The 23,629-nt window shown below is 67.7% G+C and carries 26 protein-coding genes; 16 read left to right on the forward strand and 10 right to left on the reverse strand.

Annotated features, from left to right (window positions below):
- Positions 1–44 precede the first annotated feature (44 nt).
- Positions 45–986 carry a LysR family transcriptional regulator gene (locus AC5IG3_RS06875; RefSeq protein WP_491905536.1) on the reverse strand — a complete coding sequence of 314 codons (942 nt, stop codon included), beginning with the start codon at positions 984–986 and terminating at the stop codon, positions 45–47.
- A gap of 174 nt (positions 987–1,160) precedes the next feature.
- Between AC5IG3_RS06875 and AC5IG3_RS06880 the strand changes: the two genes are divergently transcribed.
- From AC5IG3_RS06880 to AC5IG3_RS06920, 9 genes are all read left to right on the forward strand, one after another.
- On the forward strand, positions 1,161–3,284 hold the full coding sequence (locus tag AC5IG3_RS06880; protein WP_491905537.1) for a bifunctional rhamnulose-1-phosphate aldolase/short-chain dehydrogenase: 2,124 nt from the start codon (positions 1,161–1,163) through the stop codon (positions 3,282–3,284).
- A 26-nt stretch (positions 3,285–3,310) separates the two neighbouring features.
- On the forward strand, positions 3,311–4,600 hold the full coding sequence (rhaI, locus tag AC5IG3_RS06885; protein ID WP_491905538.1) for an L-rhamnose catabolism isomerase: 1,290 nt from the start codon (positions 3,311–3,313) through the stop codon (positions 4,598–4,600).
- An 82-nt stretch (positions 4,601–4,682) separates the two neighbouring features.
- Entirely contained in the window at positions 4,683–5,675 is a 993-nt protein-coding gene (gene rhaS / locus AC5IG3_RS06890; RefSeq protein WP_491905539.1) for a rhamnose ABC transporter substrate-binding protein, read from the forward strand.
- A gap of 24 nt (positions 5,676–5,699) precedes the next feature.
- Positions 5,700–7,319 (forward strand): sugar ABC transporter ATP-binding protein, encoded by a 1,620-nt coding sequence (locus AC5IG3_RS06895; protein WP_491905540.1) that lies wholly within the window; start codon positions 5,700–5,702, stop codon positions 7,317–7,319.
- Complete coding sequence (locus AC5IG3_RS06900) at positions 7,316–8,347, forward strand: ABC transporter permease (RefSeq protein WP_491905541.1); 1,032 nt, start codon at positions 7,316–7,318, stop codon at positions 8,345–8,347. Before AC5IG3_RS06895 ends, AC5IG3_RS06900 begins: the two co-directional genes overlap by 4 nt.
- Positions 8,344–9,327 carry an ABC transporter permease gene (locus tag AC5IG3_RS06905; protein ID WP_491905542.1) on the forward strand — a complete coding sequence of 328 codons (984 nt, stop codon included), beginning with the start codon at positions 8,344–8,346 and terminating at the stop codon, positions 9,325–9,327. The genes AC5IG3_RS06900 and AC5IG3_RS06905 overlap by 4 nt, the downstream gene beginning before the upstream one ends.
- Before the next feature lie 13 nt (positions 9,328–9,340).
- Positions 9,341–9,664 (forward strand): L-rhamnose mutarotase, encoded by a 324-nt coding sequence (gene rhaM / locus AC5IG3_RS06910; RefSeq protein ID WP_491905543.1) that lies wholly within the window; start codon positions 9,341–9,343, stop codon positions 9,662–9,664.
- An 8-nt stretch (positions 9,665–9,672) separates the two neighbouring features.
- Positions 9,673–11,103 carry an FGGY-family carbohydrate kinase gene (locus tag AC5IG3_RS06915; RefSeq protein WP_491905544.1) on the forward strand — a complete coding sequence of 477 codons (1,431 nt, stop codon included), beginning with the start codon at positions 9,673–9,675 and terminating at the stop codon, positions 11,101–11,103.
- A 71-nt stretch (positions 11,104–11,174) separates the two neighbouring features.
- Positions 11,175–11,465 (forward strand): PHB depolymerase family esterase, encoded by a 291-nt coding sequence (locus AC5IG3_RS06920; protein WP_491905663.1) that lies wholly within the window; start codon positions 11,175–11,177, stop codon positions 11,463–11,465.
- A 114-nt stretch (positions 11,466–11,579) separates the two neighbouring features.
- Here AC5IG3_RS06920 and tauD read toward each other — a convergent pair whose 3' ends face one another.
- The 8 genes from tauD to AC5IG3_RS06960 all read right to left on the reverse strand — a co-directional run bounded on the left by tauD (position 11,580) and on the right by AC5IG3_RS06960 (position 17,287).
- Positions 11,580–12,446, reverse strand: a complete 867-nt coding sequence (gene tauD / locus AC5IG3_RS06925) for a taurine dioxygenase (protein ID WP_491905545.1) — start codon at positions 12,444–12,446, stop codon at positions 11,580–11,582.
- Positions 12,447–12,467: 21 nt separating this feature from the next.
- The gene (gene tauC / locus AC5IG3_RS06930) at positions 12,468–13,316 is read right to left on the reverse strand and encodes a taurine ABC transporter permease TauC (RefSeq protein ID WP_491905546.1); all 849 of its coding nucleotides are present in this window, start codon (positions 13,314–13,316) and stop codon (positions 12,468–12,470) included.
- Positions 13,317–13,319: 3 nt separating this feature from the next.
- A complete protein-coding gene (locus AC5IG3_RS06935) occupies positions 13,320–14,126 on the reverse strand; it encodes a taurine ABC transporter ATP-binding protein (RefSeq protein WP_491905547.1) in 807 nt (268 codons plus the stop codon).
- 22 nt (positions 14,127–14,148) lie between these two features.
- The gene (gene tauA / locus AC5IG3_RS06940) at positions 14,149–15,183 is read right to left on the reverse strand and encodes a taurine ABC transporter substrate-binding protein (RefSeq protein WP_491905548.1); all 1,035 of its coding nucleotides are present in this window, start codon (positions 15,181–15,183) and stop codon (positions 14,149–14,151) included.
- Between the two features lie 2 nt (positions 15,184–15,185).
- Positions 15,186–15,404, reverse strand: a complete 219-nt coding sequence (locus AC5IG3_RS06945; protein WP_491905549.1) for a TOBE domain-containing protein — start codon at positions 15,402–15,404, stop codon at positions 15,186–15,188.
- Between the two features lie 96 nt (positions 15,405–15,500).
- Entirely contained in the window at positions 15,501–16,073 is a 573-nt protein-coding gene (gene ssuE / locus AC5IG3_RS06950) for an NADPH-dependent FMN reductase (protein WP_491905550.1), read from the reverse strand.
- A gap of 126 nt (positions 16,074–16,199) precedes the next feature.
- Positions 16,200–16,358 carry a DUF411 domain-containing protein gene (locus tag AC5IG3_RS06955; RefSeq protein WP_491905551.1) on the reverse strand — a complete coding sequence of 53 codons (159 nt, stop codon included), beginning with the start codon at positions 16,356–16,358 and terminating at the stop codon, positions 16,200–16,202.
- Positions 16,355–17,287: a LysR family transcriptional regulator gene (locus AC5IG3_RS06960; RefSeq protein WP_491905552.1), complete on the reverse strand. Its 933-nt coding sequence runs from the start codon at positions 17,285–17,287 to the stop codon at positions 16,355–16,357. Before AC5IG3_RS06960 ends, AC5IG3_RS06955 begins: the two co-directional genes overlap by 4 nt.
- A 99-nt stretch (positions 17,288–17,386) precedes the next feature.
- Here AC5IG3_RS06960 and AC5IG3_RS06965 point away from each other — a divergent pair, with 99 nt between their 5' ends.
- On the forward strand, positions 17,387–18,163 hold the full coding sequence (locus tag AC5IG3_RS06965) for an SDR family NAD(P)-dependent oxidoreductase (RefSeq protein ID WP_491905553.1): 777 nt from the start codon (positions 17,387–17,389) through the stop codon (positions 18,161–18,163).
- 147 nt (positions 18,164–18,310) lie between these two features.
- Here AC5IG3_RS06965 and AC5IG3_RS06970 read toward each other — a convergent pair whose 3' ends face one another.
- Positions 18,311–18,970, reverse strand: coding sequence for a TetR/AcrR family transcriptional regulator (locus AC5IG3_RS06970; protein WP_491905554.1), 660 nt, complete (start codon positions 18,968–18,970; stop codon positions 18,311–18,313).
- Positions 18,971–19,203: 233 nt separating this feature from the next.
- Between AC5IG3_RS06970 and AC5IG3_RS06975 the strand changes: the two genes are divergently transcribed.
- The 6 genes from AC5IG3_RS06975 to AC5IG3_RS07000 all read left to right on the forward strand — a co-directional run bounded on the left by AC5IG3_RS06975 (position 19,204) and on the right by AC5IG3_RS07000 (position 23,619).
- The gene (locus AC5IG3_RS06975) at positions 19,204–20,022 is read left to right on the forward strand and encodes an alpha/beta fold hydrolase (RefSeq protein WP_491905555.1); all 819 of its coding nucleotides are present in this window, start codon (positions 19,204–19,206) and stop codon (positions 20,020–20,022) included.
- A gap of 7 nt (positions 20,023–20,029) precedes the next feature.
- The gene (locus AC5IG3_RS06980) at positions 20,030–20,326 is read left to right on the forward strand and encodes a hypothetical protein (protein ID WP_491905556.1); all 297 of its coding nucleotides are present in this window, start codon (positions 20,030–20,032) and stop codon (positions 20,324–20,326) included.
- 96 nt (positions 20,327–20,422) lie between these two features.
- Entirely contained in the window at positions 20,423–21,262 is an 840-nt protein-coding gene (locus AC5IG3_RS06985) for a DODA-type extradiol aromatic ring-opening family dioxygenase (RefSeq protein WP_491905557.1), read from the forward strand.
- 16 nt (positions 21,263–21,278) lie between these two features.
- Positions 21,279–21,626, forward strand: coding sequence for a non-heme iron oxygenase ferredoxin subunit (locus AC5IG3_RS06990; protein WP_491905558.1), 348 nt, complete (start codon positions 21,279–21,281; stop codon positions 21,624–21,626).
- A 35-nt stretch (positions 21,627–21,661) separates the two neighbouring features.
- Positions 21,662–23,083, forward strand: coding sequence for an aromatic ring-hydroxylating oxygenase subunit alpha (locus tag AC5IG3_RS06995; RefSeq protein WP_491905559.1), 1,422 nt, complete (start codon positions 21,662–21,664; stop codon positions 23,081–23,083).
- Positions 23,080–23,619, forward strand: coding sequence for a 3-phenylpropionate/cinnamic acid dioxygenase subunit beta (locus AC5IG3_RS07000; RefSeq protein ID WP_491905560.1), 540 nt, complete (start codon positions 23,080–23,082; stop codon positions 23,617–23,619). Before AC5IG3_RS06995 ends, AC5IG3_RS07000 begins: the two co-directional genes overlap by 4 nt.
- Positions 23,620–23,629: the final 10 nt, after the last annotated feature.

The raw sequence follows: 23,629 nt of genomic DNA on the forward strand, positions 1-23,629 counted from the left end.
CTGGAGGGCATCCACACCAGGACACCCTGGCGTGGATGCCTCCCTCACGCCACCCGGCACGCTGCCAGCGCCGCACCTTCCTCGAACACAAACTGCCGGAACGCTGCGTTGACACCGGCGAGCACCGTGTCGCGGCGTTGCACGAAGCACCAGTCGATGTGCTTGGGCATGCCTTGCACGTCGAGCACCGCCATCAATCCGGCGCCGAGTTCGACCTGGAAGGCATGCGCCGACAGGAAGCTGATGCCCATGCCGCACATCACCGCCTGCTTGATGGTCTCGTTGCCGGCCAGCTCCAGCCCGAGCTTGACCTGAATCGACTGCGCCTGCAGCAATTGCTCCAGGAACTGCCGCGTGGCCGAGCCGCTCTCGCGGAAGATGAAGTGCTCGTCGCGCAGGTCGGCCCAGGCCAGACCGCGCCGCTGCGCCAGCGGGTGGTCCGGGTGCGCGACGATGCAGTGCGGGTGGCGCGCGAAGCTGGCCGCCTCCAGATCGGCCTCGGACGGTGGGTAGCCGGTGATGGCGATGTCGAGCCGGTGCTCCTGCAGCATCGCCAGCACCTCGCTGCGCTTGGCCACCGTGAGCTTGAGCCGCACCTCGGGGTGCAGGCGGTGGAACTCATGCAGCAGGCGCGGCGCAAAGTAATGCGCAGTCGACACCACGCCCAGATGCAGCAGACCGCGCGTGCCACGGGCACCGGTGGCGATGCCACGGGCCTCGGCCTCGTGCACCGCCATGGCCTCTTCGGCCGCACGCGCCTGCGCCAGGATCACCCGGGCGTGCTGCAGCAGGTCCTGCCCGGCATCGGTCAGGCGCTGGCGTTGCGGCCGCTCGAACAGCACCGCGCCCAGGTCGGTCTCGAGCTGGCGCAGCTGCATCGACACCGCCGGCTGGCTCATGCCGAGTTGCTCGGCCGCGCGCGAGAAGCTGCCGCAGCTGGCGATGGTCTCGAAGATACGGAGATGGCGCAGGTTGAAGTTCTTCATCACCACCCTTTCGACTTGGGGACTTTCCCGCAGGCGGTAGGTCGTTCCAGCTCGCTGGACGGGCCGCACGCATCCTCCAACGGACCGGAGCACTGCAACATCATATTTTCCTGATGGGATGCATCAGAGTCTATCAATTGCTCCTGAAGCCTCAGGTGCTTACGCTTGCATCCCATGAACACCCCCAACCCCACCTCCGTGTCCACGTTCAAACCCTTCCCACGCTGGGACGATGCCCGCGCCGCCACGCTCGACGAACCCGGCCTGCTGCTCTACCGCAGCAACCTGCTCGGCTCGGACCTGCGCATCACCAACTACGGCGGCGGCAACACCTCGGCCAAGATCTGGCAGCGCGACCCGCTGATCGGCGAGCAGGTCGAGGTGCTGTGGGTCAAGGGCTCGGGCGGCGACGTCGGCTCGATGAAGCTTGACGGTTTCTCGACCCTCTACATGGACAAGCTGCGCGCCCTCAAGAGCCTGTACCGCGGGCTCGAGAACGAAGACGAGATGGTCGGCTACCTGCCGCACTGCACCTTCAACCTCAACGGCCGTGCTGCCTCGATCGACACGCCGCTGCACTCGTCGCTGCCGTATGCGCACGTCGACCACATGCACCCCGACGCGGTGATCGCGATTGCGGCGATGGCGCATTCGGAGGCCATCACGAAACAGGTGTTCGAAGGCACCGTCGGCTGGATGCCCTGGCTGCGCCCGGGCTACGAACTGGGCCAGCAGCTCGCCGCCTGCAACGCCGCCCATCCCGGCCTGCGCGGCATCGTGCTAGGCGGCCACGGCCTGTTCAGCTGGGGCGACACCGCCAAGGCCTGCTACGAGAACACCGTCGACCTGATCGAGCGCGCCCAAGGCTGGCTCGCCCAGGAGCGCTCGGCTCGCAAGGTTCAAGTCTTCGGTGGCGCCCGCTTCGAGACGCTGGCCACAGACGACAGCCAGGCCACGCTCGCCCGCGTGCTGCCGGTGCTGCGTGGCCTGTCGGCCGAAGGCGCGCCCAAGCTCTTGCACCTCAACACCTCGCCAGAAGTGCTCGAGTTCGTCAACTCGGCCGACCTGGAGCCGCTGGCCGCGCTCGGCACCTCGTGCCCCGACCACTTCCTGCGCACCAAGATCCGCCCGCTGATCGTGCCCGAGGCGGTCTACCGCCTGACCGGCGCGCCGCTCAAGGCCGCACTGCAGGACCTGCTGGCCGGCTATCGCGCCGACTACAGCGCCTACTACGAGCGCTGCAAGCGTGCCAACAGCCCGGCGCTGCGCGACCCGAATCCGGTGGTGATCCTGCTGCCGCGCATCGGCATAGTGACGATCGCCAAGGACAAGGCCACCGCCCGCATCGCCGGCGAGTTCTACGTCAACGCGATCAACGTGATGCGCGAGGCCAATGCGGTCGACCAATACGTCGGCTTGCCCGAGCAGGAGGCCTTCGACATCGAATACTGGCTGCTCGAAGAAGCCAAGCTGCAACGCATGCCCAAGGCCAAACCGCTGGTCGGCAAGGTGGCGCTGGTGACGGGCGGCGCCGGTGGCATCGGCCAGGCGATCGCCAAGCGCATGCTGGCCGAAGGCGCCTGCGTGGTGCTGGCCGACATCGACCAGGAGGCGCTCGACACGGTCGGCGCCGACCTCGCCAAGAGCCACGGCCGCGACCACGTGCGTGGCGTGCGCTGCGACGTGACGAGCGAGGCCAGCGTCATCGCTGCCTTCGACCGCGCCGCGATCGAGTTCGGCGGCGTCGACATCCTGGTGAGCAACGCCGGCATCGCCTCGGCCGCGCCGATCGACGAGACCACGCTCGAACTCTGGAACCGCAACCAGGCCATCCTCGCCACCGGCTACTTCCTCGTGGCCCGCGAAGCCTTCAAGCAGATGAAGGCGCAGGGCACCGGCGGCAGCATGATCATGATCGCCAGCAAGAACGGCATGGTGGCGAGCAACCAGGCGACGGCCTACTGCGCCGCCAAGGCGGCCGAGATCCAGTTGAGCCGCAGCTTCGCGCTCGAAGGCGCGCCGCTGGGCATCCGCAGCAACGTGGTCAACCCCGACGCGGTGATCCGTGGCTCCAAGATCTGGACCGGCCAGTGGAGCTCGGAACGCGCCGCCGCCAACAAGATCGACGAGGGCGACCTCGAAGCCTTCTACCGTGACCGCTCGATGCTCAAGCGCAGCGTCTTCCCGGAAGACATCGCCGAGGCCACCTACTTCTTCGCCGCCGAGCACCTCAGCGCCAAGAGCACCGGCAACATCCTCAACGTCGACGCTGGCAATCTGGCCGCGTTCACCCGCTGAGCCTGCGGCCGCACCAAGGAAACACCATGACCCTGATCGACACGAGCGTCATCGCTGCACACAACGACAAACTGCTGCGCCACCTGCACAACGACTATGAACACCTGGGCGAGCAACTTGCCCGCCGTGGCATCGACATCGAGGCCGTGCGCAAGCAGGTCGCCGGCTACGGCGTCGCCATTCCGAGCTGGGGCGTGGGCACCGGCGGCACGCGCTTTGCCCGCTTCCCTGGCCTGGGTGAGCCGCGCCACGTGTTCGACAAGCTGCAGGACTGCGGCGTGATCCAGCAACTGGCCTGCGCCACGCCGACCGTCTCGCTGCACATTCCGTGGGACAAGTGCAGCGACTGGGCGGAGCTGCGCCAGACCGCCGCCAGCTACGGCCTGGCGTTCGACGCGATGAACTCCAACACCTTCTCCGACCAGAAAGGCCAGGCGCACAGCTACAAGTTCGGCAGCCTGACGCACAGCGACGCGGCCACCCGCGCCCAGGCGGTGGCGCACAACCTGGAGTGCATCGAGATCGGCCAGAAGCTCGGCAGCAAGGCGCTGACGGTGTGGGTCGGCGACGGCAGCAACTTCCCCGGCCAGCAGCATTTTCGCCGCGCCTTCGACCGCTATCTGGACAGCGCGCAGCAGATCTACGCCGCGCTGCCGGGCGACTGGCGCATGATGCTGGAGCACAAGATCTGCGAGCCGGCCTTCTACGCCACCGTGATCCAGGACTGGGGTTCGAGCTTCCTGGCCGCCCAGGTGCTGGGCCCGAAGGCGCAATGCCTGGTCGACCTGGGCCACCATGCGCCCAACGTCAACATCGAGCTGATCGTGGCCCGCCTGATTGCCGCCAAAAAGCTGGCCGGCTTCCACTTCAACGACAGCAAGTACGGCGATGACGACCTGGACGCCGGCAGCGTCTCGCCCTACCGCCTGTTCCTGGTCTTCAACGAGCTGGTGGCGGCAGCGCATGAGCAGGTCGAGGGGTTCGACCCGGCCTATATGCTCGACCAGAGCCACAACGTCACCGATCCGATCGAGAGCCTGATGACCAGCGCCGCGCAAGTGCAGCGCAGCTACGCCCAGGCGCTGCTGGTGGACCGCGCCGCGCTCGACGCGGCGCAGGAGTCCAGCGACGCCATGGTGGCCACCCACCTGCTCAAGGCCGCCTTCCAGACCGATGTGACGCCACTGCTGCAGCGCGTGCGGCTGGATGCGGGCGGCGCCATCGACCCGGTCGGCGCCTACCGCGCCAGCGGCTACCGCCTGCGCGTGGCAGCAGACCGGCCGGCGGTGGCGGGTGGCTCGGGCGGCATTGTCTGACCCTCGCCCGGTACGCCTGATTTTTCGCGTTTTCACACCCAGCCGCGGTTTGCGGCATTTCATCCCCAAAGAGGAGACAAGCATGACCCCACGTTTCAAACTCATTGCCGCCGCAGCCCTGTCGGTCTGCATGACCGCGCCGGCGCTGGCTGCCGACAAGGTGGCGCTCGTCGTCAAGAGCCTGGGCAACGGCTTCTTCGACGCCGCCCACCAGGGCGCGCTCGAAGCCGCCAAGGAGCTGAAGGACGTCGAGATCATCTACACCGGCCCGGCCAAGGCCACCGCCGAAGGCCAGATCGAGATCATCAATTCGCTGATCGCGCAGAACGTCAAGGCGATCGTGATCTCGGCCAACGACCCGGACGCGCTGGTGCCCTCGCTCAAGAAGGCGATGGCGCGTGGCATCAAGGTCATCTCCTTCGACTCGGGCGTCAAGAAGGAAGGCCGGCTGATGCAGCTGAACCCGTCCAATAGCGCGCTGATCGGCGAGAAGCTGGTCAAGATGAGCGAGCAGGTGGTGGGCAAGACCGGCGAGATCGCCGTGCTGTCGGCCACCGCGCAGGCCACCAACCAGAACATCTGGATCGGCGAGATGAAGAAGGTGCTCGCCCAGCCCGGTTACAGCGGCCTGAAGCTGGTCAACGTGGTCTACGGTGACGACCAGACCGACAAGAGCTACCGCGAAGCCCAAGGCCTGTTCAAGAGCTACCCGAACCTGAAGGCCATCGTGGCACCGACCACGGTGGGCATCGCCGCCGCCGCCAAGGCGGTGCAGGACGAGAAGAAGGTCGGCCAGATCTTCGTCACCGGCCTGGGCCTGCCCTCCGAGATGGCCGGCCACGTCAAGAGCGGCGCGGTCAAGTCGTTCGCGATCTGGAACCCGATCGACCTCGGTTACTCGTCGATCCACGCCGCGCATGCCTTCATGAAGGGCAAGGCCAAGGGCACGGCGGGCGAGAAGATCTCGCTGGGCCGCGTCGGCAGCACCACGCTGGACGCCAACCTCGAAGGCGCGATGGCCGAGCCGTTCACCTACGACGCCGGCAACGTCGAGCAGTTCGCGAAAATCTTCTAAGCTGGACCCGGGTGCCGCGTCGTCATGAGAGTTGATTCATCCCCCGCGTGGCTCACGCTGCGCGGCATCCACAAACGGTTCGGTCCGACCCACGCCTTGAAGGGCGTGGATCTGGATCTGGTACCGGGCCAGGTGCTGGCGCTGATCGGCGAAAACGGCGCCGGCAAGTCGACCTTGGTGAAGACGCTGACCGGCGTCTACCAGTCTGACGAAGGCGAGATCCGCATCGAAGGCAAGCCGCAGCGTTTCGTGCGTGCGCAGGATGCGCAGGCGGCCGGCATCGTCGCGGTGCATCAGGAAACGGTGATGTTCGAGGAACTGAGCGCCGCCGAGAACATCTTCATCGGCCGCCAGCCGATGCGCCACGTCGGTCCGTTCCAGGTGATCGACTGGGCGCGCATGAACCGCGAGGCGCAGGCCGTGCTCGACCAGGTCGGTGCCGGGTTTGCCTCGACCACGACGGTCAAGCACCTGAGCCTGGCGCAGCGCCACCTGATCGAGATCGCGCGGGCGCTGTCGCAAAAGGCCCGTGTCGTGATCCTCGACGAGCCCACCGCGGCCTTGTCGCAGGCCGAGATCCGCGATTTCTACGGCCTGGTGCGCGGCCTCAAGGCGCAGGGCGTGGCGGTGCTCTTCATCACCCACAAGTTCGACGAGATCTTTGCCGTCTGCGACCGCTACGTGGTGCTGCGCGACGGCGCCTCGGTGGGCGAGGGCGCGATTGCCGATGCCGACGAGCCGATGCTGGTCAAGCTGATGGCCGGCCGGGCCATCGAACACATCTATCCCGCCATCACCAGCCAGCCCGGCGAGGTGGTGCTGAAGGTCCAGGGCCTGAGCCACCCGAGCGAGTTTGCCGACCTCAGCTTCGAGTTGCGGCGTGGCGAGATCCTGGGCTTCTACGGCCTGGTGGGCGCGGGCCGCAGCGAGGCGATGCTCGCGCTGATGGGGCTCAACCCGGCCGCGACGGGCGAGGTGTTGGTGGACGGCCAGCGCATCGAGATCCGCCGCCCGGGCGACGCCATCGCCGCCGGCCTGGCCTATGTGCCCGAGGAGCGCCAGCGCCAGGGCGGCATCCTGGGTTTTTCGGTGCGCCACAACATCAGCCTGGCCGGGCTGGCCACTTCCGCCAAGGACAGCGCCTCGGCCTTGTCGCGCGGGCCGTGGCTGTCGCCGCTGCGCGAGAGCGCGCTGGCCGCGAAGATGATCGAGCGCCTGCGCATCAAGACCGCCAGCCAGGACACGCCCTTGTCGGGCCTGTCGGGTGGCAACCAGCAGAAGGTGGTGATCGCCAAGTGGCTGGGGCTGAACCCGCGCATCGTCATCCTCGACGAGCCCACCAAGGGCATCGACGTCGGCGCCAAGCAGGCCGTCTACCACCTGATCGCCGAGATGGTGGAACAGGGGCTGGCGGTGATCCTGGTGTCGTCGGAGCTGCCCGAGGTGATGCACCTGGCGCACCGCGTGATCGTGATGCGGCGCGGCCGCATGGCCAGCGAGTTCGCGATGGGGCAGGCCGATGCGGAGACCGTGGTGGCCGCGGCGTCCGGGCTGGAGCTGCCACCCCGGTCGGCGGTGCCTACGTCCTTGAATGCGCCCGATGACCTGCGACCCCTGACCTTGAACCCGGAGCTGGCCGCATGAAGCCCACGCTGTTTTCCCACCTCGCCGGCGTGCGCCGCGAGTGGTTGCTGCTGGCGATCATCTCGGTGATCGTGCTGGCGGTCGGCGCCCGTGCGCCGGTGTTCCTGACCTGGCGCAACGCGCTCGACATCGGCAACGATTCGGCCATCCTCGCCATCCTGGTGATGGGCCAGATGCTGGTGCTGCTGACGCGCGGCATCGACCTCTCGGTGGCGTCCAACCTGGCACTCACCGGCATGTTGTGCGCGCTGGCCGGGCGCACTTGGGCCGACATTCCGCTGCCGCTGCTGATCGCGATGGCGTGCGGCATCGGCGCCGGGCTCGGCTTCGTCAACGGCTGGCTGATCATGCGTTTCAACCTGCCGGCGATCGTCGTCACGCTCGGCACGATGGCGGCCTACCGCGGCGCGGTGTTCGTCTCCAGCGGCGGCGCCTGGGTGTCGGACCAGGACATCCACCCGCTCATCAAGGGCCTGCCGCGCGAGACGCTGTTCGGCCTGCCGATGCTGATCTGGATCGCTGCGGTGGTGGTGGCGCTGGCGCTGTACCTGCTGCGCTGGCGGCGCGAGGGGCGCGAGCTCTACGCCTTTGGCGGCAGCCCGTCGGCGGCGGTCTATGCGGGCATTCCGGTGCTCAGCCGGCTGGTGATGGCCTACACCTTGTCGGGCCTGCTGGCCGGCCTGGCCGGGCTGCTGTGGGTCGGGCGTTATTCGATCGCCTTCAGCGAGCTGGCTTCGGGCTATGAACTCACCGTGGTCGCCGCCTGCGTGATCGGCGGTGTCAGCATCGGCGGCGGCGTGGGCTCGATCGGCGGCGCGGTGCTGGGCGTACTGTTCATCGGCGTGATCAACGGCGCGCTGCCGGTGATCCAGGTCTCGCCGTTTTGGCAGCAGGCCATCGCCGGTGCGGTGATCCTGATCTCGGTGGTGCTCAACGCCCGCGCCGATCGCGGCCAGGGCCGGCAGATCCTCGAGCGGCCGCAGTCGCCCGCTCCATCCCACACTGCAACACAAGGAGCCGCTGCATGAAAGCGCTCGACACCTGGGAGCGCGTGCTGATCGCGCTGATCGTGGCGGTCTACTTCTGCTTCGGCATCGGCATCGAGGGCTTCTTCTCGCCTTATGCGCTGGCCGACAGCACCTACAACTTCTCCGAGAAGGCGCTGATCGCGCTCGCCATGGCACTGCTGGTGGTCTCCGGCGAGATCGACCTGTCGATCGCCGCCACCATGGCACTGGCCTCGCTGGCGATGGGTTTTGCGATGAAGGCCGGCGCCAGCCTGCCGGTGATGCTGCTCGTCGCGATCGCGGTCGGTGCGCTGTGCGGCGCCTTCAACGGCTGGCTGGTGACGCGCTGGAAGCTGCCCTCGATCGTGGTCACGATCGGCACGCTGTCGCTCTATCGCGGCCTGGCTCAGGTGATGCTGGGCGACCAGGCGATCACAGGTTATCCCGAGACGCTCAGCAACTGGGGCAACGGCAGCGTGGGCGATCTGATCGGCCAGCCGTGGCTGATCGTGCCGATCGAGTTCGCGGTGCTGTTGGTGATGGCGCTGGCCGTGGGCCTGCTGCTGCACCGCACGATCCATGGCCGGCGCATTTATGCGATCGGCGCCAACCCGATCGCCTCGCGTTTCTCGGGCATCGCGGTGGATCGCTATCGGCTCGGGCTGTTCATCTTTGCCGGCGTGATGGCGGCGCTGGCGGCCATCCTGCTGACCGGGCGCATCGGCAGCACGCGGCCGAACCTGGCGATGGGCTGGGAGCTCGATGCGGTGACGATCGTGATCCTGGGCGGCGTGGCCATCGAAGGCGGGCGCGGCAGCATCGTCGGCGTGGTGCTGGCGGCGGTGCTGCTGGGCAGCTTCACGTTCGCGCTCGGCATGTTGAACATCTCGGGCATCGTGATGTCGATGATCGTCGGCGCGCTGCTGATCGTCTCGATGGTGTTGCCGCGCTGGCTCAAGCTGCTGCGCCGGCCCAGTGCGGCGGCGCTCAAGCCCGCGTGAGGACAGGAGACGCATGACCATGACCGAAAAGATCGCCTTCCGCATGTTTCTCAACCCCGGCTGCGAGGCCGAGTACAAACTTCGCCACGACCGCATCTGGCCTGAATTGGTGGACTTGCTGAAAGACAGCGGCGTCGCCGACTACAGCATCTTTCTCGACGAGCCGCGCGGCGTGCTGTTCGCGGTGCTGCGCCGCGAGGCCGGCCACACGATGGCGACGCTGCCGCAACACCCCGTGATGCAGCGCTGGTGGCAGCACATGAAGGACATCATGCGCTGCAACCCCGACGGCTCGCCGGTGGCCGAGCCGCTGCCCTGCGTGTTCCACCTCGATTGAGCGCGGCGATGCAAGACAAGAATGCCTGCACGCTGGTGCTCGACATCGGCAAGAGCAACGCCAAGCTGCTGCTGATTGCCGACGACGGCGCCGTGCTGGCGCGCGTCAGCCACGCCAATGCCTCGGTCGACAGCGGCCTCGGCTACCGCGCACTGGGCGTGGCAGCGTTGCAGGACTGGCTGCTGACGAGCATTCCGCACCTGCCCGGGCGGGAGCGCATCGGCCGCATCAGCATCAGCACCCATGGCGCGGCGTTCTGCGCGGTCGATGGGCAAGAGCTGGTGCTGCCGCCGGTCGATTACGAATGGGATGGCTATGGCGAACACCGTGCGGCTTTCGAGCAGGCCATCGACCCGTTCGAGCACACCGGCGCGCCGCTGCTGCCACTGGGCCTGAACGCCGGGCTGCAGCTGTTCTGGCTGCAGCGCACCCAGCCGCAAGCCTGGGCGCGCGTCCGCCACTGGCTGCCCTACCCGCAGTACTGGGCCTGGTGGCTGACGGGCGTGGCCGCCAGCGAGGTCTCGTCGCTGGGCTGCCACACGCAACTCTGGTCGCCCGCGAACGGCACGTTTTCCGATTGGGCCCGGCGCGCCAGCATCGCCGAGCGTTTTGCACCGCTGCGCCGCGCGTGGGACGTGCTCGGCCCGCTCCGGCCGGACCGTGCACAGCAACTCGCCCTGCCGCCCGACTGCGAGGTCATGTGCGGCGTGCACGACAGCAACGCCTGCCTGGCGCGCTACCTGCACCACGACGCGGCCACCCTGCTCACCACCGGCACCTGGACCATCGCGATGGCCACCGGCGGGCAGGCGCGCGACCTCAAGCCCGAGCGCGACGAGCTGATCAACGTCTCGGTGGCCGGTGCGCCGGTGCCCACCGCACGGTTCATGGGCGGGCGCGAGTTCGAGGTGCTCTGCGCGGGGGCATCGCCCGACTTGGCGACCCCGGCAGCCCTGGCCGACGTGATCGCCCAGGACTGGCAGGCGCTGCCCGGCTTTGCAGAAGCGGGCGGGCCGTTCCAGGGCCAGACCGGCCGACTGCTTCACGCCGGCCGCCCGGCCGACGAGGTTCCTGCAGCCCTGCGCCCTGCCCTGGCCTCGCTGTACTGCGCCCAGATGAGCCAGCAGCTGGTGCAAGCCATCAGCAGCCAGGGCCCGGTGATTCTGGAAGGCCCGCTGGCCCACAACCCGGCCTACGGCGCGGCGCTGTCGGCGCTGCTGGGGGCGGATCGGCCGCTGTGGCGCTCGGTCGATGCGCTGGAGGGCACCGCGCGCGGGGCCTGGCTGCTGGCCCGCCGGGATCAGCCGGAGGCCGCTTCCACCGAGCGGCTGGCGTTGATGGCCCCGCCGCCGGAAGCGCTTGCCTCAGCGGTTCGGTCCCATTACAAGGCCTGGCAGGACTGGGGGACAGCACGCAGCCGTGCGCCAACGAACAGGTAGCGGCTTGGGCTGCGCAAGCGCTTTCTGGTGCTCAACCCGGAGCAGGACCGACTCGCGACCGCGCAGGGCTGCTGGAACTGGTTCGACACCCGGAGCGTTTCAAGGCGGTGGTGATACATCCGGGTATTGCGCCTGGCACCGCGCACTCCACCTTGTCAGCGCTGGGCGCCATGCAGGGCCACCGTTCACCCGTGCCGCTGGCGGTCACGCCGAGCACGAGGGCGGCCCACGGGCCACCGCTGCTGGTGATCCACGGCGACGCCGACTTGGTGGTCTCGCCCCACAACGGCCAAGCGGCGGCGCAGGTCCGGGCCCGTGCAGCGGGGGCGCAGGCCAGCCAGGCAGTTTGGACGCTTGAATGACGCTTGAAAGCGCCCACCGCCGTGCACAGCGCCGGGACAGCCCGTTCATCCGTTTTGGCGACACCGGGCCGATCCCGGTCGTCGTCCCCGGCTGCAACGTAGCGCGCTGATATTTCAGCGCGCGTGATACGGCCGGTCACCCAGGATGGTGGCGCGGTGCATCACCCGGCGGTGCGGCAGGTAGTCGGCGGTGGCGTAGTGCTGGGTCAGGCGGTTGTCCCAGAAGGCCAGGTCGTGGCGCTTCCAGCGCCAGCGCACGGTGAACTCGGGCTTGGCGATGTGGGTGAACAGGTGGCGCAGCACGGCCTCGCTCTCGCCGAGGCCGAGTTCGACGATGCGGGTCGTGAAACCCTCGTTGACGAACAGGCCGCGCCGGCCGCTGACCGGGTGCGTGCGGATGACCGGGTGCACCAGTGGCGGGTTGTTGGTACGCGCCAGATCCCACTGCTGCTGTTCTTCCGGCGTGCGCGCATAGCGCCAGGCGGGGAAGGATTTGACGAAGTCGTGCTCGGCCGTCAGCGGGTCGAGCAGCTGGCGGAAGGGCTCGCTCAGCGCCTCGTAGGCCGCGATGCCACTGGCCCACAGCGTGTCGCCGCCGCTGGGCGGCAACTCGCGCGCCGACAAAATCGCACCCAGCGGTGGCGTCTGGATGAAGGTGACGTCGGTGTGCCAGTTGTCGTTGTCGGGCAGGTTGTTCTGGTGCGTGTCGAGCACGATGATCTCGGCCGCATCCGGGTGCTGCGGAAACACCGGGTGGATGTGCAGTTCGCCGAAGCGCCGCGCCAGGTCGCGCTGCTGCACCGGCGTGACCGGCTGGTTCTCGAAGAACAGCACGTGGTGCTGCAGCAGCGCGGCGTGCAGCGCGTCGCGCTGGTCGTCGCTGAGGGGCCGCGTCAGGTCGATGTCGTGCACGCGCGCGCCGATGGCGGGGCCGAGGGGCTCGATGTGGAGCTGAAGCTGAGTGGTGTCGATGTGGCTCATGGAATGATTTCCGTTTCAGGTTCAGGCCTTGCCCTGCCAAGGCACGAGGCGGCGCTGCAGCAGGCGCAGGCCCAGTTCCATCGCAAAGGCGACCAGCGCGATCACGCTGATGCCGGCCAGCACGATGTCGGTGTTGAGGAACTGCGCCGCCGACTGCACCATGAAGCCGACGCCGCGCGTGGCGGCAACCAGCTCGGCCGCCACCAGCGTTGACCAGCCCACGCCCAGCCCGACGCGCAGGCCGGTCAGGATGTCCGGCAGCGCGCTGGGCAGCACCACGTGCCGCACCAGTTGCCAGCGCGTGGCGCCGAACGATTGCGCCGCGCGCAGGCGTGTCTCGTCGGCATGGCCGACGCCGGTGGCGGTGGCGATCACGACCGGCGCGAAGATCGCCAGGTAGATCAGCAGCACCTTGGCGAACTCGTCAATGCCGAACCAGATCACGATCAGCGGCAGGTAGGCCAGCGGCGGCACCGGGCGGTAGAACTCGATCAGCGGATCAAGCGCGCTGCGCACCTTCGGGTTCAGGCCCATCCACAGACCGAGCGGAATGGCCGTGGCCAGCACCGCCGCGAAGGCCAGGCCGACACGGCCCAGGCTCGCGCCCAGGTGCTGCCAGAGGGTGGCGTCGACATAACCGACGCTCGCGAGCTGGCCCAGCCGGCGCGCCACCGCCCAGGGCGAAGGCAGAAACAGCGGCGCGATCCAGCCCTGCGCCGTGACCAGCCCCCACACGCCCAGCACCAGCGCGACGCTGGCCAGGCTCCACAGCCAGGGCGGCAGTAGACGGCGCGTCTGGGGCGCCACCCCGTCAGGCCGAGCGGTTTCGACTTGGGCTGAAAGCGGCTTGAGGGGCAGTACGGCACTCATGGGTCAGACCTCCAGCGGGCTATTGATCGTGTTGTCCTGGGCCTGCACCAGTCGCAGGACCTGCTCGCGGGTGGCGATGAAGCCCGGCTCGGACTTGAGACTGCGCGCCGATTCGCCCTGCGCATGGCGGCGGCCGAAGTCGAGCTGCAGGTGCCGGGCGATGCCGGCGGGCGAGCGCGCCATCACGATCAGGTCGGTGGCCAAGAACACCGCTTCCTCGACCCCGTGCGTGACCAGCACCACCGTCTTGCCGCTGGCCTGCCAGACCTTGAGCAGCAGCTCCTGCATGCGCTCGCGCGTCAGCGCGTCCAGCGCGCCAAAGGGCTCGTCCATCAGCAGCACGGCCGGGTCGGCCGACAGCGCCCGGGCGATGCCGACACGCTGGCGCATGCCACCCGAGAGTTCCCAGATCGAATGCGACTCGAAATCCTGCAGCCCCACCAGTGCCAGCGAGCGGCGCGCGATGGCCTCGCGCTCGGCGCGCGGCAGGCCGCGCAGCACGAGCGGAAACGCGGCATTGCCCAGCACATCAAGCCACGGCAGCAGCGCGTCGTCCTGGAACACCACGCCCCGGTCAGCGCCGGGGCCGTGGATCTCGCGGCCATCAAGACGCACCGTGCCCGAGGTCGGCGCCACGAAGCCCGCCACCACGTTGAGCAGCGTTGATTTCCCGCAGCCCGAGGGGCCGAGGATGACCAGCAGCCGCCCGGCCGGCAGGCTCAGGTTGACGTGGGCCAGCGCCTCGGTGCTGCGCGCGCTGCTGCCGCGCCCGCTCGCGTAGCGCACCCCGATGTCGTGCAGTTCAAGCATGGTGGCGTCCGGTTCCGGTCGGTCAGGGCTTGGCCGCGAGCTGGGTGCCCCGGGCGGCAGCCTGCACGTAGCGCGCGTTGACGTAGGCGGCGTAGTCGGGCAGCACCTGCTCGACCTTGCCCTGCTCTTTCAGGAAGGCCGCCGTCCGGGCCACGGCCTTGGCGGTGCCGCCGCCCAGCAGCGCGGGCGAAGCCTGCTCGGCCAGCGTCGGGAACTTGCTGCCGGCCAGCTGCTCGGCGATCTCTTCGACCTTGGCGCCGGTCAGGCGGGCGATCTTTTCGAGGTTGGCGGCGTTGGCCACATAGGCCTTGGGATCGCGGCGGTAGGCCTCGTTGGCCTCGCCGGTGACCTTGACGAACTGGGCCACGAAGTCGGGGTTCTTCTCGGCAAAATCCTTGCGCACGATCCAGGTGTCGTAGGTGGGCGAGCCCCACTTCGCCACCTCGCCCGAATGGGTCAGCACCCGGCCACTGGCCTTGATCTTGCCCAGCGCCGGGTCCCAGACGTAGGCGGCGTCGATGTCGCCACGCTGCCAGGCGGCAATCTCGGGCGGGCGCAGGTTCAGGATGGTGACCTTCCTGGCATCCACGCCCCAGTGCTTCAGTGCCGCCAGCAGGCTGTAGTGCGTGGTCGAGACAAACGGCACCGCCACCTTCTTGCCCGCCAGATCCTTGGGGGCGTTGACGCCCGAGCCGTTGCGCACCACCAGCGCCTCGGCGGCCTGGATCTCGCCGCCGATGAAGATGGTCTCGATCGGCAGTTCCCGACTGGCCGCCGCCGCCAGCGGGCTGGAGCCGACGTTGCCGATCTGGATATCGCCCGAGGCGATGGCAGTGATGACGTCGGCGCCGGTGTCGAACTTGCGCCACTCGATCTTGCTGCCGGTGGCCTTCTCGTAGACGCCATCGGCCTGCGGCACCTTGGACGGGTCGATGCCGGTCTGGTAGGCGATGCGCACTGGCGCGGTCTGGGCCTGGGCGGCGATGCCAGTGAGGGCCAGCAGCGCAGAACCCGTGACAGCGGCGACTGCGGCGCGGCGGGTGAGGTTGGTTTTCATGCTCAGAGCGCCGCGATGAAGACTTCGGTGGACTTGACCAGCGCGATCACTTCCTTGCCCACGGTCAGGTTCAGGTCCTTGACCGAGCGCGTGGTGATGACCGAGGTGACGATCAGGCCTTGCGGCGTCTCGACGTCGATCTCGGAGACCACAGGGCCTTCGATGATTTCCTTGACCTTGCCGCGGAACTGGTTGCGCACGTTGATGGCGGTGATGCTCATGGGGATTCCTTTGTGGGGTGGATGAAAGACAGAAAGAACACGGGCAGAACCGTGGTGACAGCGAATCAGGTCTTGCGGGCGTCGGGCGGGCGGTGCTCAGACCGCAAAGCGCAGCGGCTCGCCTGCCCACGGCGGGGTCCAGGCCAGCGTGGCTTGGGCGATGACGTCGCGCAGCGCGCGCTCCAGGCGCAGGGCGATCGCCTCGCTGACCTCGTAGCCGCCGCTGGTCCGCCTGGGCACCTGCTCGTCGGTGGCGAAGACGCCGTCGAGGATGTCGCGCGCGCCGAGCGCCGACAGCACCGGCTTGAGCGCGTAGTCCACCGCCAGCAGATGCGCCGGACTGCCGCCGGTGGCCAGCGGCAGCACGGTCTTGTCGCGCAGGCCGTCCTGCGGCAGCAGGTCCAGAAAGCTCTTGAGCAGACCGCTGTAGGCGGCCTTGTAGATCGGGGTGGCCACCAGCACGATCTGCGCGTCCTGCACCTTCTGGATCGCGGCAACCAGGGCCGGATCGCCGAAGCGCGCGTGCAGCAGGGCTTGGGCCGGCAGGTCACGCACCGACACGGTGTGGACTTGCGCGGCGTAGGGCGCCAGCAGGGACTGGGCGTGGTGAAGCAGCGCTGCGGAACGCGATGTTTCCGACGGGCTGCCAAGGAGGCTGATGATGTTCATGGGCCGCAACGATAGGCAGCGCGGCTTGAAACGCGAACGAAGCAAACTGGTTTTGCTTGTGCGGAAAACGGTGTTGCCCGGACCTGAAGAAAATGAAAAAAGGGCGTGCCCGTCTGGACACGCCCTTCACCTCTGGCCGACCGGTCTGCGCAGGATCGGCTGCGGCTTTTCCTTCAACAAGCGCTTGATGTCACTCTCGGGCACGTGCCCTTCAATCACATAGCCCTGAACCAGCGCCGTATGGCACGAACCGAACACCTTTGGCAGGATCTGATCCGGGCTCACATCCCGCGCAGCATCTGGCCGCCGCCCACCTGCGCATCGGCAATCACCGCGCCCAGCCAATCCATCACGACCCGTACCCGATGCGACAGGTTGCGGCGGTGGGGGTAGAGCAGGTTCAGGGGCATCGGCGGCGCAAGAAACTGGGGCAGGACTTCGACCAACGCGCCGCTGCGCAGGTGCTCGGATTCACCGATCTGCGGCACCTGGATGATGCCCAGCCCCGCCAGGCAGGCCGCCGTGTAGGCCTCGGCGTTGTTGACCGTCACCGCACCGCCCATGACGACGTTTCGCGGCGTGCCCGTCTCGTCGGTGTACTCGAATCCGGCGGATTTGCTGCCCAGGGTGCCGACGAAGTGGATCAGGCGATGTTTTGCCAGGTCCGCCAAGGTCTGCGGCATGCCGAAGGCCTTGATGTACGCGGGGCTGGCGCAGTTGAGCTGCTGCAGTGCGCCCAGCGGGCGGGCGACCAGACTGGTATCCACCACACTGCCGGTGCGCAAGACGCAGTCAAAGCCTTCGCGCACCAGATCAACCCGGCGCTCGGTGCTGCTCAGCTCGACCTCCAGCAGCGGGTGAGCGGCCAGCAGCTCGGGCAGGCGGGGGATGACGATGTTGCGCGCCAGGCCGGTGCTCATGTCGAGGCGAACACGGCCGGTCAGCCCCTTGGCGTTCTGCAACTGGAACATCGACTGCAGCTCGTCCATGTCGGCCAGCACGTCCTTGCTGCGTTCGTAGAAGGCCTGCCCGTCCTGCGTCAGTTGCACCCGCCGGGTCGTGCGGTGCAACAGGCGCGCTCCGAGCTGGGTCTCGAGCTGCTGAACGGCGATGGACGCACTGGCCTTGGGGAGGTTCAGGCTCAGTGCCGCCTGGCTGAAGCTGGCCAGTTCGGCCACACGGTGAAAAATCTGCAGGCGGTCGATGGGACTCATTGGTCGATTATTAGCGAACAGTCAAATTCATAACGACAGGTTTATGTACGCTTTGCCAATCAATAGACTGCAGTCACATCCACCAAGGAACAGCGACTCATGACTGCAAACACCACCCCCATCGCCCCGATCGCCCTCATCACCGGCGGCAGCCGCGGCCTAGGCAAGAACACGGCCCTGCATCTCGCGGCGCAGGGCAGCGACATCATCCTGACCTACCGCAGTGCCAAGGCCGAAGCCGAGGCGACCGTCGCCGCCATCCAGGCGCTGGGTCGCCGCGCCGTGGCCCTGCCACTGGACGTGAGCGCCAGCGCGAGCTTCCCCGCGTTTGCCGCGGCCGTGCAGCACGCGCTGACCACGACGTTTGAGCGCGATCGTTTCGACCATCTGGTCAACAACGCGGGCGAAGGCCGCCACGCCAGCTTCATGGAGACCACCGAGGCGCAGTTTGACGATCTGGTCAACATGCACCTGAAGGGCGTGTTCTTCCTCACACAGGCGCTCCTGCCGCTGATGAACGACGGCGGCCGCATCGTCAACATCTCCAGCGGCCTGGCCCGCTTCGCCCTGCCCGGCTACAGCGCTTATGCGGCGATGAAGGGTGCCGTGGAAGTGCTGAGCCGCTACCTGGCCAAGGAATTGGGGGCGCGCGGCATCGCCGTCAACACGCTGGCCCCGGGCGCGATCGAAACCGACTTCGGCGGCGGTGCGGTGCGCGACAACGCGCAGTTGAACGCCTTTGTCGCCGCGCAAACCGCGCTGGGCCGCGTAGGCCTGCCGGACGACATCGGGGGCGCGATCGCGGCGCTGCTGGCGCCCAGCAGCGGCTGGATCAATGCCCAGCGGATCGAGGCATCGGGCGGCATGTTCGTTTGAGAACCTGTCAGGACTTGGGCGGCGCTTGCGGGGCGGTCACGACCACATCGCCATTCTTCACCTGCAGCGTCGCGCCCGGCATGAATGAAGTGCGCACGCCGCCTTCCTTGCCGGACAGGCGGTAAGTGATGTCATCGCCCCTGTGATTCAAACATCACCGACTGGGGGCGCGCTGAGCAGCAGGCGCTCAACGGTCTGCCGGCGGTCCTCGCTGTGCTCCCCGCTGGAGGAGCCGCCGAGCAGCGATTCCGCCAACTCGTAGCTGTAGAGCAGGAAACCGCGGGTCCGGGCCTCGGTGATGTCGAAGCCCAGGGACGAGAAGCACTGGGCGATGTAGGACAGGCGCTGGCTGTCGACCTGGTCGACGAGCTTGCGCGCCACCTCGTCCCGCCGGGCCCAGGCCCGGATCGCCAGTTCGATCGACGCGGCGCGGCCTGCGGCACGGCCGCGGAAAGGAAGGCTGAGCAATTCGTTGATCAACTCGCGTGCGGTGGCGCCCTCGCGCTCGAAGCGGGTGATCACCTGCTCGGTGGCAGCGTCGCGCCAGCTCTGCAGCATCCGCAGCAACAGATCTTCGCGGTCGGTGAAGTGCCAGTAGAAACTGCCACGCGTCACGCCAAGGGTCTTGGCCAGCGCGTCGACATTGATGGCGTCCACGCTGCGCTGTACCAGCAGGTTGGTGGCGGCATCGATCCAGTCCTTGGGGGTCAACTGGGTTCGAGGCGCGCTGCGGGCCTTCGCTCGTCGGATGACGGGCCCCAGCGCGGGGGAGGTGAGCTCTTCTGGGTGGGTGTCGACAGGTTCCATGCGTCTGCGGATTTTATGCGCCAGATCCGTGCCGCAAAGCACCGCACCGCGACTTCCGCGGTGCAGGCATCGAGGCACCTGCGACGAGAAAGAGCCCCTGCGCAGCCAGACAACAAACGTTGTTGCATGGACCGAGAAGGCCATCGTCATCAGTAAAAACCCTAGTTAAATTGTCATTGATTGATGTCCATCAGATCAATACCATACACATACGCATCTGTATGGAGTTGAAATTGAGTCAGTTCGGAATCGGCAAGACCCTGGTCGCGGCAGATCATCAGACCAACTACTTCGAGGACGGCACAGGCAAGCCCCTGTTCCTGCTCCATGGCTCCGGCCCTGGGGTCTCGGCCTGGACGAACTGGGGCCGGGTCATGCCCGACCTGGCCGGCCAGTTCCGCGTCATCGCGCCGGACATTGCCGGTTTTGGCTTCACCGAGTTCAAGGCCGAGAACAAGTACGACATCAAGCTCTGGACCAAGCACCTGCTGGGCATCATGGACGCGCTGGGCATCGAGAAGGCCTCGTTCGTGGGCAACTCCTTCGGTGGTGCGCTGGCCATTGCGCTGGCCTTGTTCAAGCCTGACCGCGTGGACCGCCTGGTGCTGCTGGGCACGCCTGCGGGTGAATTCATGCAGACGCCCGGCCTGCGCTCGGCCTGGGAGTACGAGCCCACGCTGGAGAACATGGAGCGCACGATGCGGCTGTTCCCCTTCGACCAGTCGATCATCACCGACGAGATGGTCCGCAGCCGCTTCGAGGCCAGTGCCCGCCCCGGCGCGCAGGATGCGCTGCGCAAGCTGCTGCCCAAGCCCAACGCCGAAGGCCCGACCGTGGTCAAGGGCTTTCCGGAAGCCTCGGTGGCGCAGATCCAGGCCAGGACGCTGGTGCTGCACGGCCGTGAGGACCACGTCGTGCCGCTGGAATGTGGCCAGCTGCTGGCGCGCGCCATCCCGAACGCCGACCTGCACGTGTTCGGTCACTGCGGCCACTGGGTCCAGACCGAGCGCAAGGCCGATTTCCTCCACCTCGTGACGCAGTTCTGCGCCTGAGGCGGCCATGAGTCGAGACCTTCTTGAGCGGGTGCTGCACCAGCTGACGGTGGATCGCAGCGCCAAGCTGCGCTTCAAGGAAGAGCCCGAGGCTTTCCTGGCGCGCTTTGCCCTCAGCGACGACGAGCGGGCGATGCTGACCGGCTTCGATGTGCTTGCGCTGCAACGCCTGGGCGTCAACCCGATGCTGACGATGGGCTTCTGGCAGGAGCTGTCCCCCTCGCGCGACATGCGGCTCTACATGAAGGCGCTGCGTCCGCTGGCCGAAGGCGAGGCGGTGCACCTGGCCTCGCTCAAGCAGTGAACGGCCCCGCAGCCTTCACCCTTTAACCCTGACTGGCCGAGTCCGAGGCAGCGTGCATGGCGCGCTGCCGGGGATCGTGCTGCCGAAAGAAAGACGATGGGACAGATTGTTGGTGGCTTCCTGGTGCCGCATGACCCGGTGATGTTCATCGCCCCCAAGGCCCCTGCAGCCGAGATCCAGGCCCGCATGTGGGGCGCATTCGCGGAGTGCTCGCGCCGCCTGGCCGAGCTTCGGCCCACCAGTGTGGTGATCATCGGCGCCGATCACTACATGCTGTTCGGGACCTCGTGCCTGCCCAGCTTCCTGATCGGCACCGGCGACGTCGACGGCCCGCTCGACCAGCTGCCGGGCCTCAAGCGCGGCGTGATCCCGACCAACGCGCCGCTGGCCCGTCACATCGCGGCACACGGTCTCGACAACGGCCTCGATTGGGCCGTGGCGCGGTCGCTGACCGTCGACCACGCCATTGCCGTGCCTGACCAGCAGATCGTGCGACCGCTGCGCGAGCGGGGCGAGTCGATCGGCACGATTCCGGTCTACCTGGCCGCAGGCGTGGACCCGTACATCCGCATGAAGCGCGCCATCGAGGTCGGCCAGGGCATCCGCCGCGCGGTCGAGGCCTATCCGGACCAGGAACGCGTGGTGGTGATCGGCAGCGGCGGTATCAGCCACTGGGTCGGCACGGCCGAGATGGGCCGCGTCAACGAGACCTTCGACCGGCAGATCCTGGACTACGCCGTCCGTGGAGACCTCCCCGCCCTGGCCGCGCTGAGCGACGACTACATCCTGGCCGAAGGCGGCAACGGCGGCATGGAAATCCGCAACTGGGCCTGCGCGATGGGCGCCGTCGGCCCGGCCACCGGCGAGGTCATCGACTACGCCCCGGTGCCCGAATGGGTCACCGGGCTGGGCTTCGTCGAGCTGAAGCTCCACTGATCTGAAAGAGAAAGCCATGAGCAAGAAAGTCTTCCTGCTGCGCCGTGCCGATCTGGCCGAAGGCGCGGTTCGCCGCGTCGATGCACCGGACGGTTGCCCGGTCGCGGTCTACAACATCGAGGGCCGTTTCTACGCCACCCACGATGTGTGCACGCACGCCACGGCGTCGCTGTCCGAAGGGGAAATCATCGACGGCGACCTGATCGCCTGTCCGGTGCACGACGGCCAGTTCCACATCCCCTCGGGCCAGGCCGTGGCCTTCCCCTGCACGACCGACCTTCGCACCTACCGCGTGCTCGAAGAGGGTGACGACATCTATGCGGACCTTGACGCGGAAGCCGAAGACGCCGGCGCCGCCATCTGACGCCGCCACGACACCCCCCGCCTCCAGGAACTGACATGTCTGATCACTCCACCAGCGATTGCACCGGCGACTGCCCGCCCCGCCTGCGCCGCGACCCCTCGAACGCGCCGCTCGACTACCTCGACTCGCTGATCGACTTCGACAAGGGCCGCCTGTCGCGCCGGGTCTACTGGGACGACCGCATCTACCAGCAGGAGCTGGAAAAGATCTTTGCGCGCAGCTGGCTGTTCCTCGCGCACGAGTCGCAGCTGCCCAAGTCGGGCGACTACCTGACCACGTCGATGGCGGAAGACAACGTCATCGTCGTGCGGCAGAAGGACGGCTCGGTCAAGGCCTTCCTCAACACCTGCCCGCACCGCGGCAACCGCATCAGCTTCAGCGACGAGGGCAACGCCCGCAGCTTCATCTGCAACTACCACGGCTGGAGTTTCGGCATTGACGGCGCCCTGCGCGGCATGGCCGGCCAGGAGCTGTTCAACGACAGCGGCATGGACAAGACCGCGCACGGCCTGCACCCGGTCGCCCAGGTCGCCTCCTACAAGGGCCTGATCTTCGGCAACATGGACCCGACGGCGCCATCGCTGGAAGCGTTCCTGGGCGACTTCCGCTACTACCTCGACGTCATGCTGGACATGGACGGCCAGGGCACGGAATTCGTCGGCGGCCCGGTCAAGTCGGTCATCCACTGCAACTGGAAGGTGCCGACCGAGAACTTCATCGGCGACATCTACCACGCGCTGTGGACGCACGACTCGGCCGCCCGCGCCATCCTCGGCGGCCCGGTCTCGCCGGTCTACAAGGACGACAACGAGTCCTACCACGTCAACCACAACGGCCACGGCTGGGAGTTCAACCTGGACATCGTCGGCAATGCCGCGACGCTGGGCGACAAGGAAATCCGCAAGTACCTCTACGGCATCCAGCCGCAGGTGGCCCAGCGCCTGGGCGAGCTGCGCTCGAAGATGATCGGCTCGATCGCCTCGGCCAGCGTGTTCCCGAACATGTCCTTCCTGCCCGGCCAGAACACCTTCCGCGTCTGGCAGCCGCGCGGCCCCGGCAAGATCGAACTGCACACCTGGACGCTGGTCAACAAGAGCGCGCCCGAGGACATCAAGGAACGCTGGCGCAAGGGCGCGATGCTGACCTTCTCGCCCTCGGGCATCTTCGAGATGGACGACGGCGAGAACTTCGAGTTCTCCAGCCGCACCAACGCCGGCTTCGTCACGCGCCAGCAGGACCTCTACATGGGCCTGGGCCTGGGCAGCCGCCTGAGCGACACCCACCTGCCGGGCAACGTCTACCGCAACCAGGTCAACGAGGCCAACCACCGCGCCTTCTACCAGCGCTGGCTGGACCTGATGAAGGCCCCCAGCTGGGCCGACATGCCGCAGCGCGACGTGAACCGCCTCGCGGACACCGCCTTCGTCTACCCCGAGACCGCCAAGGAGTCGGCATGAGCATGCCCCTGACCGTGCCCGAAGGGCCTGAAGTCGACGCCGCGCTGGGCCGCCGCATCGAGAAACTGCTGTTCCGCGAGGCCCGCCTGCTCGACTCCGAAGCCTGGGACACCTGGCTGGCGCTGATGGCCGAGGACATCCACTACTGGATGCCCTCGGTCGAGAACCGCCGCCGCGCCGACAAGCTCGGCGCCTGGGAGCGCGGTCGTGGCGCCTTCTTCGACGACTCGCTGCGCGAGCTGACCATCCGCGTGGCGCGCTTCAAGCAGCCCTCGGCCTGGGCCGAAGACCCCCCCACCCGCCATGTGCACGTGGTCAGCAACATCGAGGCCTTCCACACGGCCCGGAGCGACGAGTTCCTCGTGCACTCCACCTTCGTGAACTACCGCAGCCGCGGCGAGTCGGACAACGACCTGCTGCTGGGCCGGCGGCAGGACGTCTGGCGCGACATCGACGGCGAACTGCGCCTGGCCCGGCGCACGGTGCTGATCACGCAGTCGCTGTTCATGTCCAAGAACTTCAACACCTTCCTGTGAGGACGGCGCC

This window comes from Leptothrix sp. (in: b-proteobacteria), from assembly GCF_965250675.1.
Lineage (GTDB): Bacteria > Pseudomonadota > Gammaproteobacteria > Burkholderiales > Burkholderiaceae_C > Sphaerotilus.

Bases quoted from the DNA above. Each gene is read 5' to 3' on its own strand.
- AC5IG3_RS06875 (WP_491905536.1), bottom strand. From the start codon at position 986: ATGAAGAACTTCAACCTGCGCCATCTCCGTATCTTCGAGACCATCGCC.
- AC5IG3_RS06880 (WP_491905537.1), top strand. From the start codon at position 1,161: ATGAACACCCCCAACCCCACCTCCGTGTCCACGTTCAAACCCTTCCCA.
- rhaI (WP_491905538.1), top strand. From the start codon at position 3,311: ATGACCCTGATCGACACGAGCGTCATCGCTGCACACAACGACAAACTG.
- rhaS (WP_491905539.1), top strand. From the start codon at position 4,683: ATGACCCCACGTTTCAAACTCATTGCCGCCGCAGCCCTGTCGGTCTGC.
- AC5IG3_RS06895 (WP_491905540.1), top strand. From the start codon at position 5,700: ATGAGAGTTGATTCATCCCCCGCGTGGCTCACGCTGCGCGGCATCCAC.
- AC5IG3_RS06900 (WP_491905541.1), top strand. From the start codon at position 7,316: ATGAAGCCCACGCTGTTTTCCCACCTCGCCGGCGTGCGCCGCGAGTGG.
- AC5IG3_RS06905 (WP_491905542.1), top strand. From the start codon at position 8,344: ATGAAAGCGCTCGACACCTGGGAGCGCGTGCTGATCGCGCTGATCGTG.
- rhaM (WP_491905543.1), top strand. From the start codon at position 9,341: ATGACCATGACCGAAAAGATCGCCTTCCGCATGTTTCTCAACCCCGGC.
- AC5IG3_RS06915 (WP_491905544.1), top strand. From the start codon at position 9,673: ATGCAAGACAAGAATGCCTGCACGCTGGTGCTCGACATCGGCAAGAGC.
- tauD (WP_491905545.1), bottom strand. From the start codon at position 12,446: ATGAGCCACATCGACACCACTCAGCTTCAGCTCCACATCGAGCCCCTC.
- tauC (WP_491905546.1), bottom strand. From the start codon at position 13,316: ATGAGTGCCGTACTGCCCCTCAAGCCGCTTTCAGCCCAAGTCGAAACC.
- AC5IG3_RS06935 (WP_491905547.1), bottom strand. From the start codon at position 14,126: ATGCTTGAACTGCACGACATCGGGGTGCGCTACGCGAGCGGGCGCGGC.
- tauA (WP_491905548.1), bottom strand. From the start codon at position 15,183: ATGAAAACCAACCTCACCCGCCGCGCCGCAGTCGCCGCTGTCACGGGT.
- AC5IG3_RS06945 (WP_491905549.1), bottom strand. From the start codon at position 15,404: ATGAGCATCACCGCCATCAACGTGCGCAACCAGTTCCGCGGCAAGGTC.
- ssuE (WP_491905550.1), bottom strand. From the start codon at position 16,073: ATGAACATCATCAGCCTCCTTGGCAGCCCGTCGGAAACATCGCGTTCC.
- AC5IG3_RS06960 (WP_491905552.1), bottom strand. From the start codon at position 17,287: ATGAGTCCCATCGACCGCCTGCAGATTTTTCACCGTGTGGCCGAACTG.
- AC5IG3_RS06965 (WP_491905553.1), top strand. From the start codon at position 17,387: ATGACTGCAAACACCACCCCCATCGCCCCGATCGCCCTCATCACCGGC.
- AC5IG3_RS06970 (WP_491905554.1), bottom strand. From the start codon at position 18,970: ATGGAACCTGTCGACACCCACCCAGAAGAGCTCACCTCCCCCGCGCTG.
- AC5IG3_RS06980 (WP_491905556.1), top strand. From the start codon at position 20,030: ATGAGTCGAGACCTTCTTGAGCGGGTGCTGCACCAGCTGACGGTGGAT.
- AC5IG3_RS06985 (WP_491905557.1), top strand. From the start codon at position 20,423: ATGGGACAGATTGTTGGTGGCTTCCTGGTGCCGCATGACCCGGTGATG.
- AC5IG3_RS06990 (WP_491905558.1), top strand. From the start codon at position 21,279: ATGAGCAAGAAAGTCTTCCTGCTGCGCCGTGCCGATCTGGCCGAAGGC.
- AC5IG3_RS06995 (WP_491905559.1), top strand. From the start codon at position 21,662: ATGTCTGATCACTCCACCAGCGATTGCACCGGCGACTGCCCGCCCCGC.
- AC5IG3_RS07000 (WP_491905560.1), top strand. From the start codon at position 23,080: ATGAGCATGCCCCTGACCGTGCCCGAAGGGCCTGAAGTCGACGCCGCG.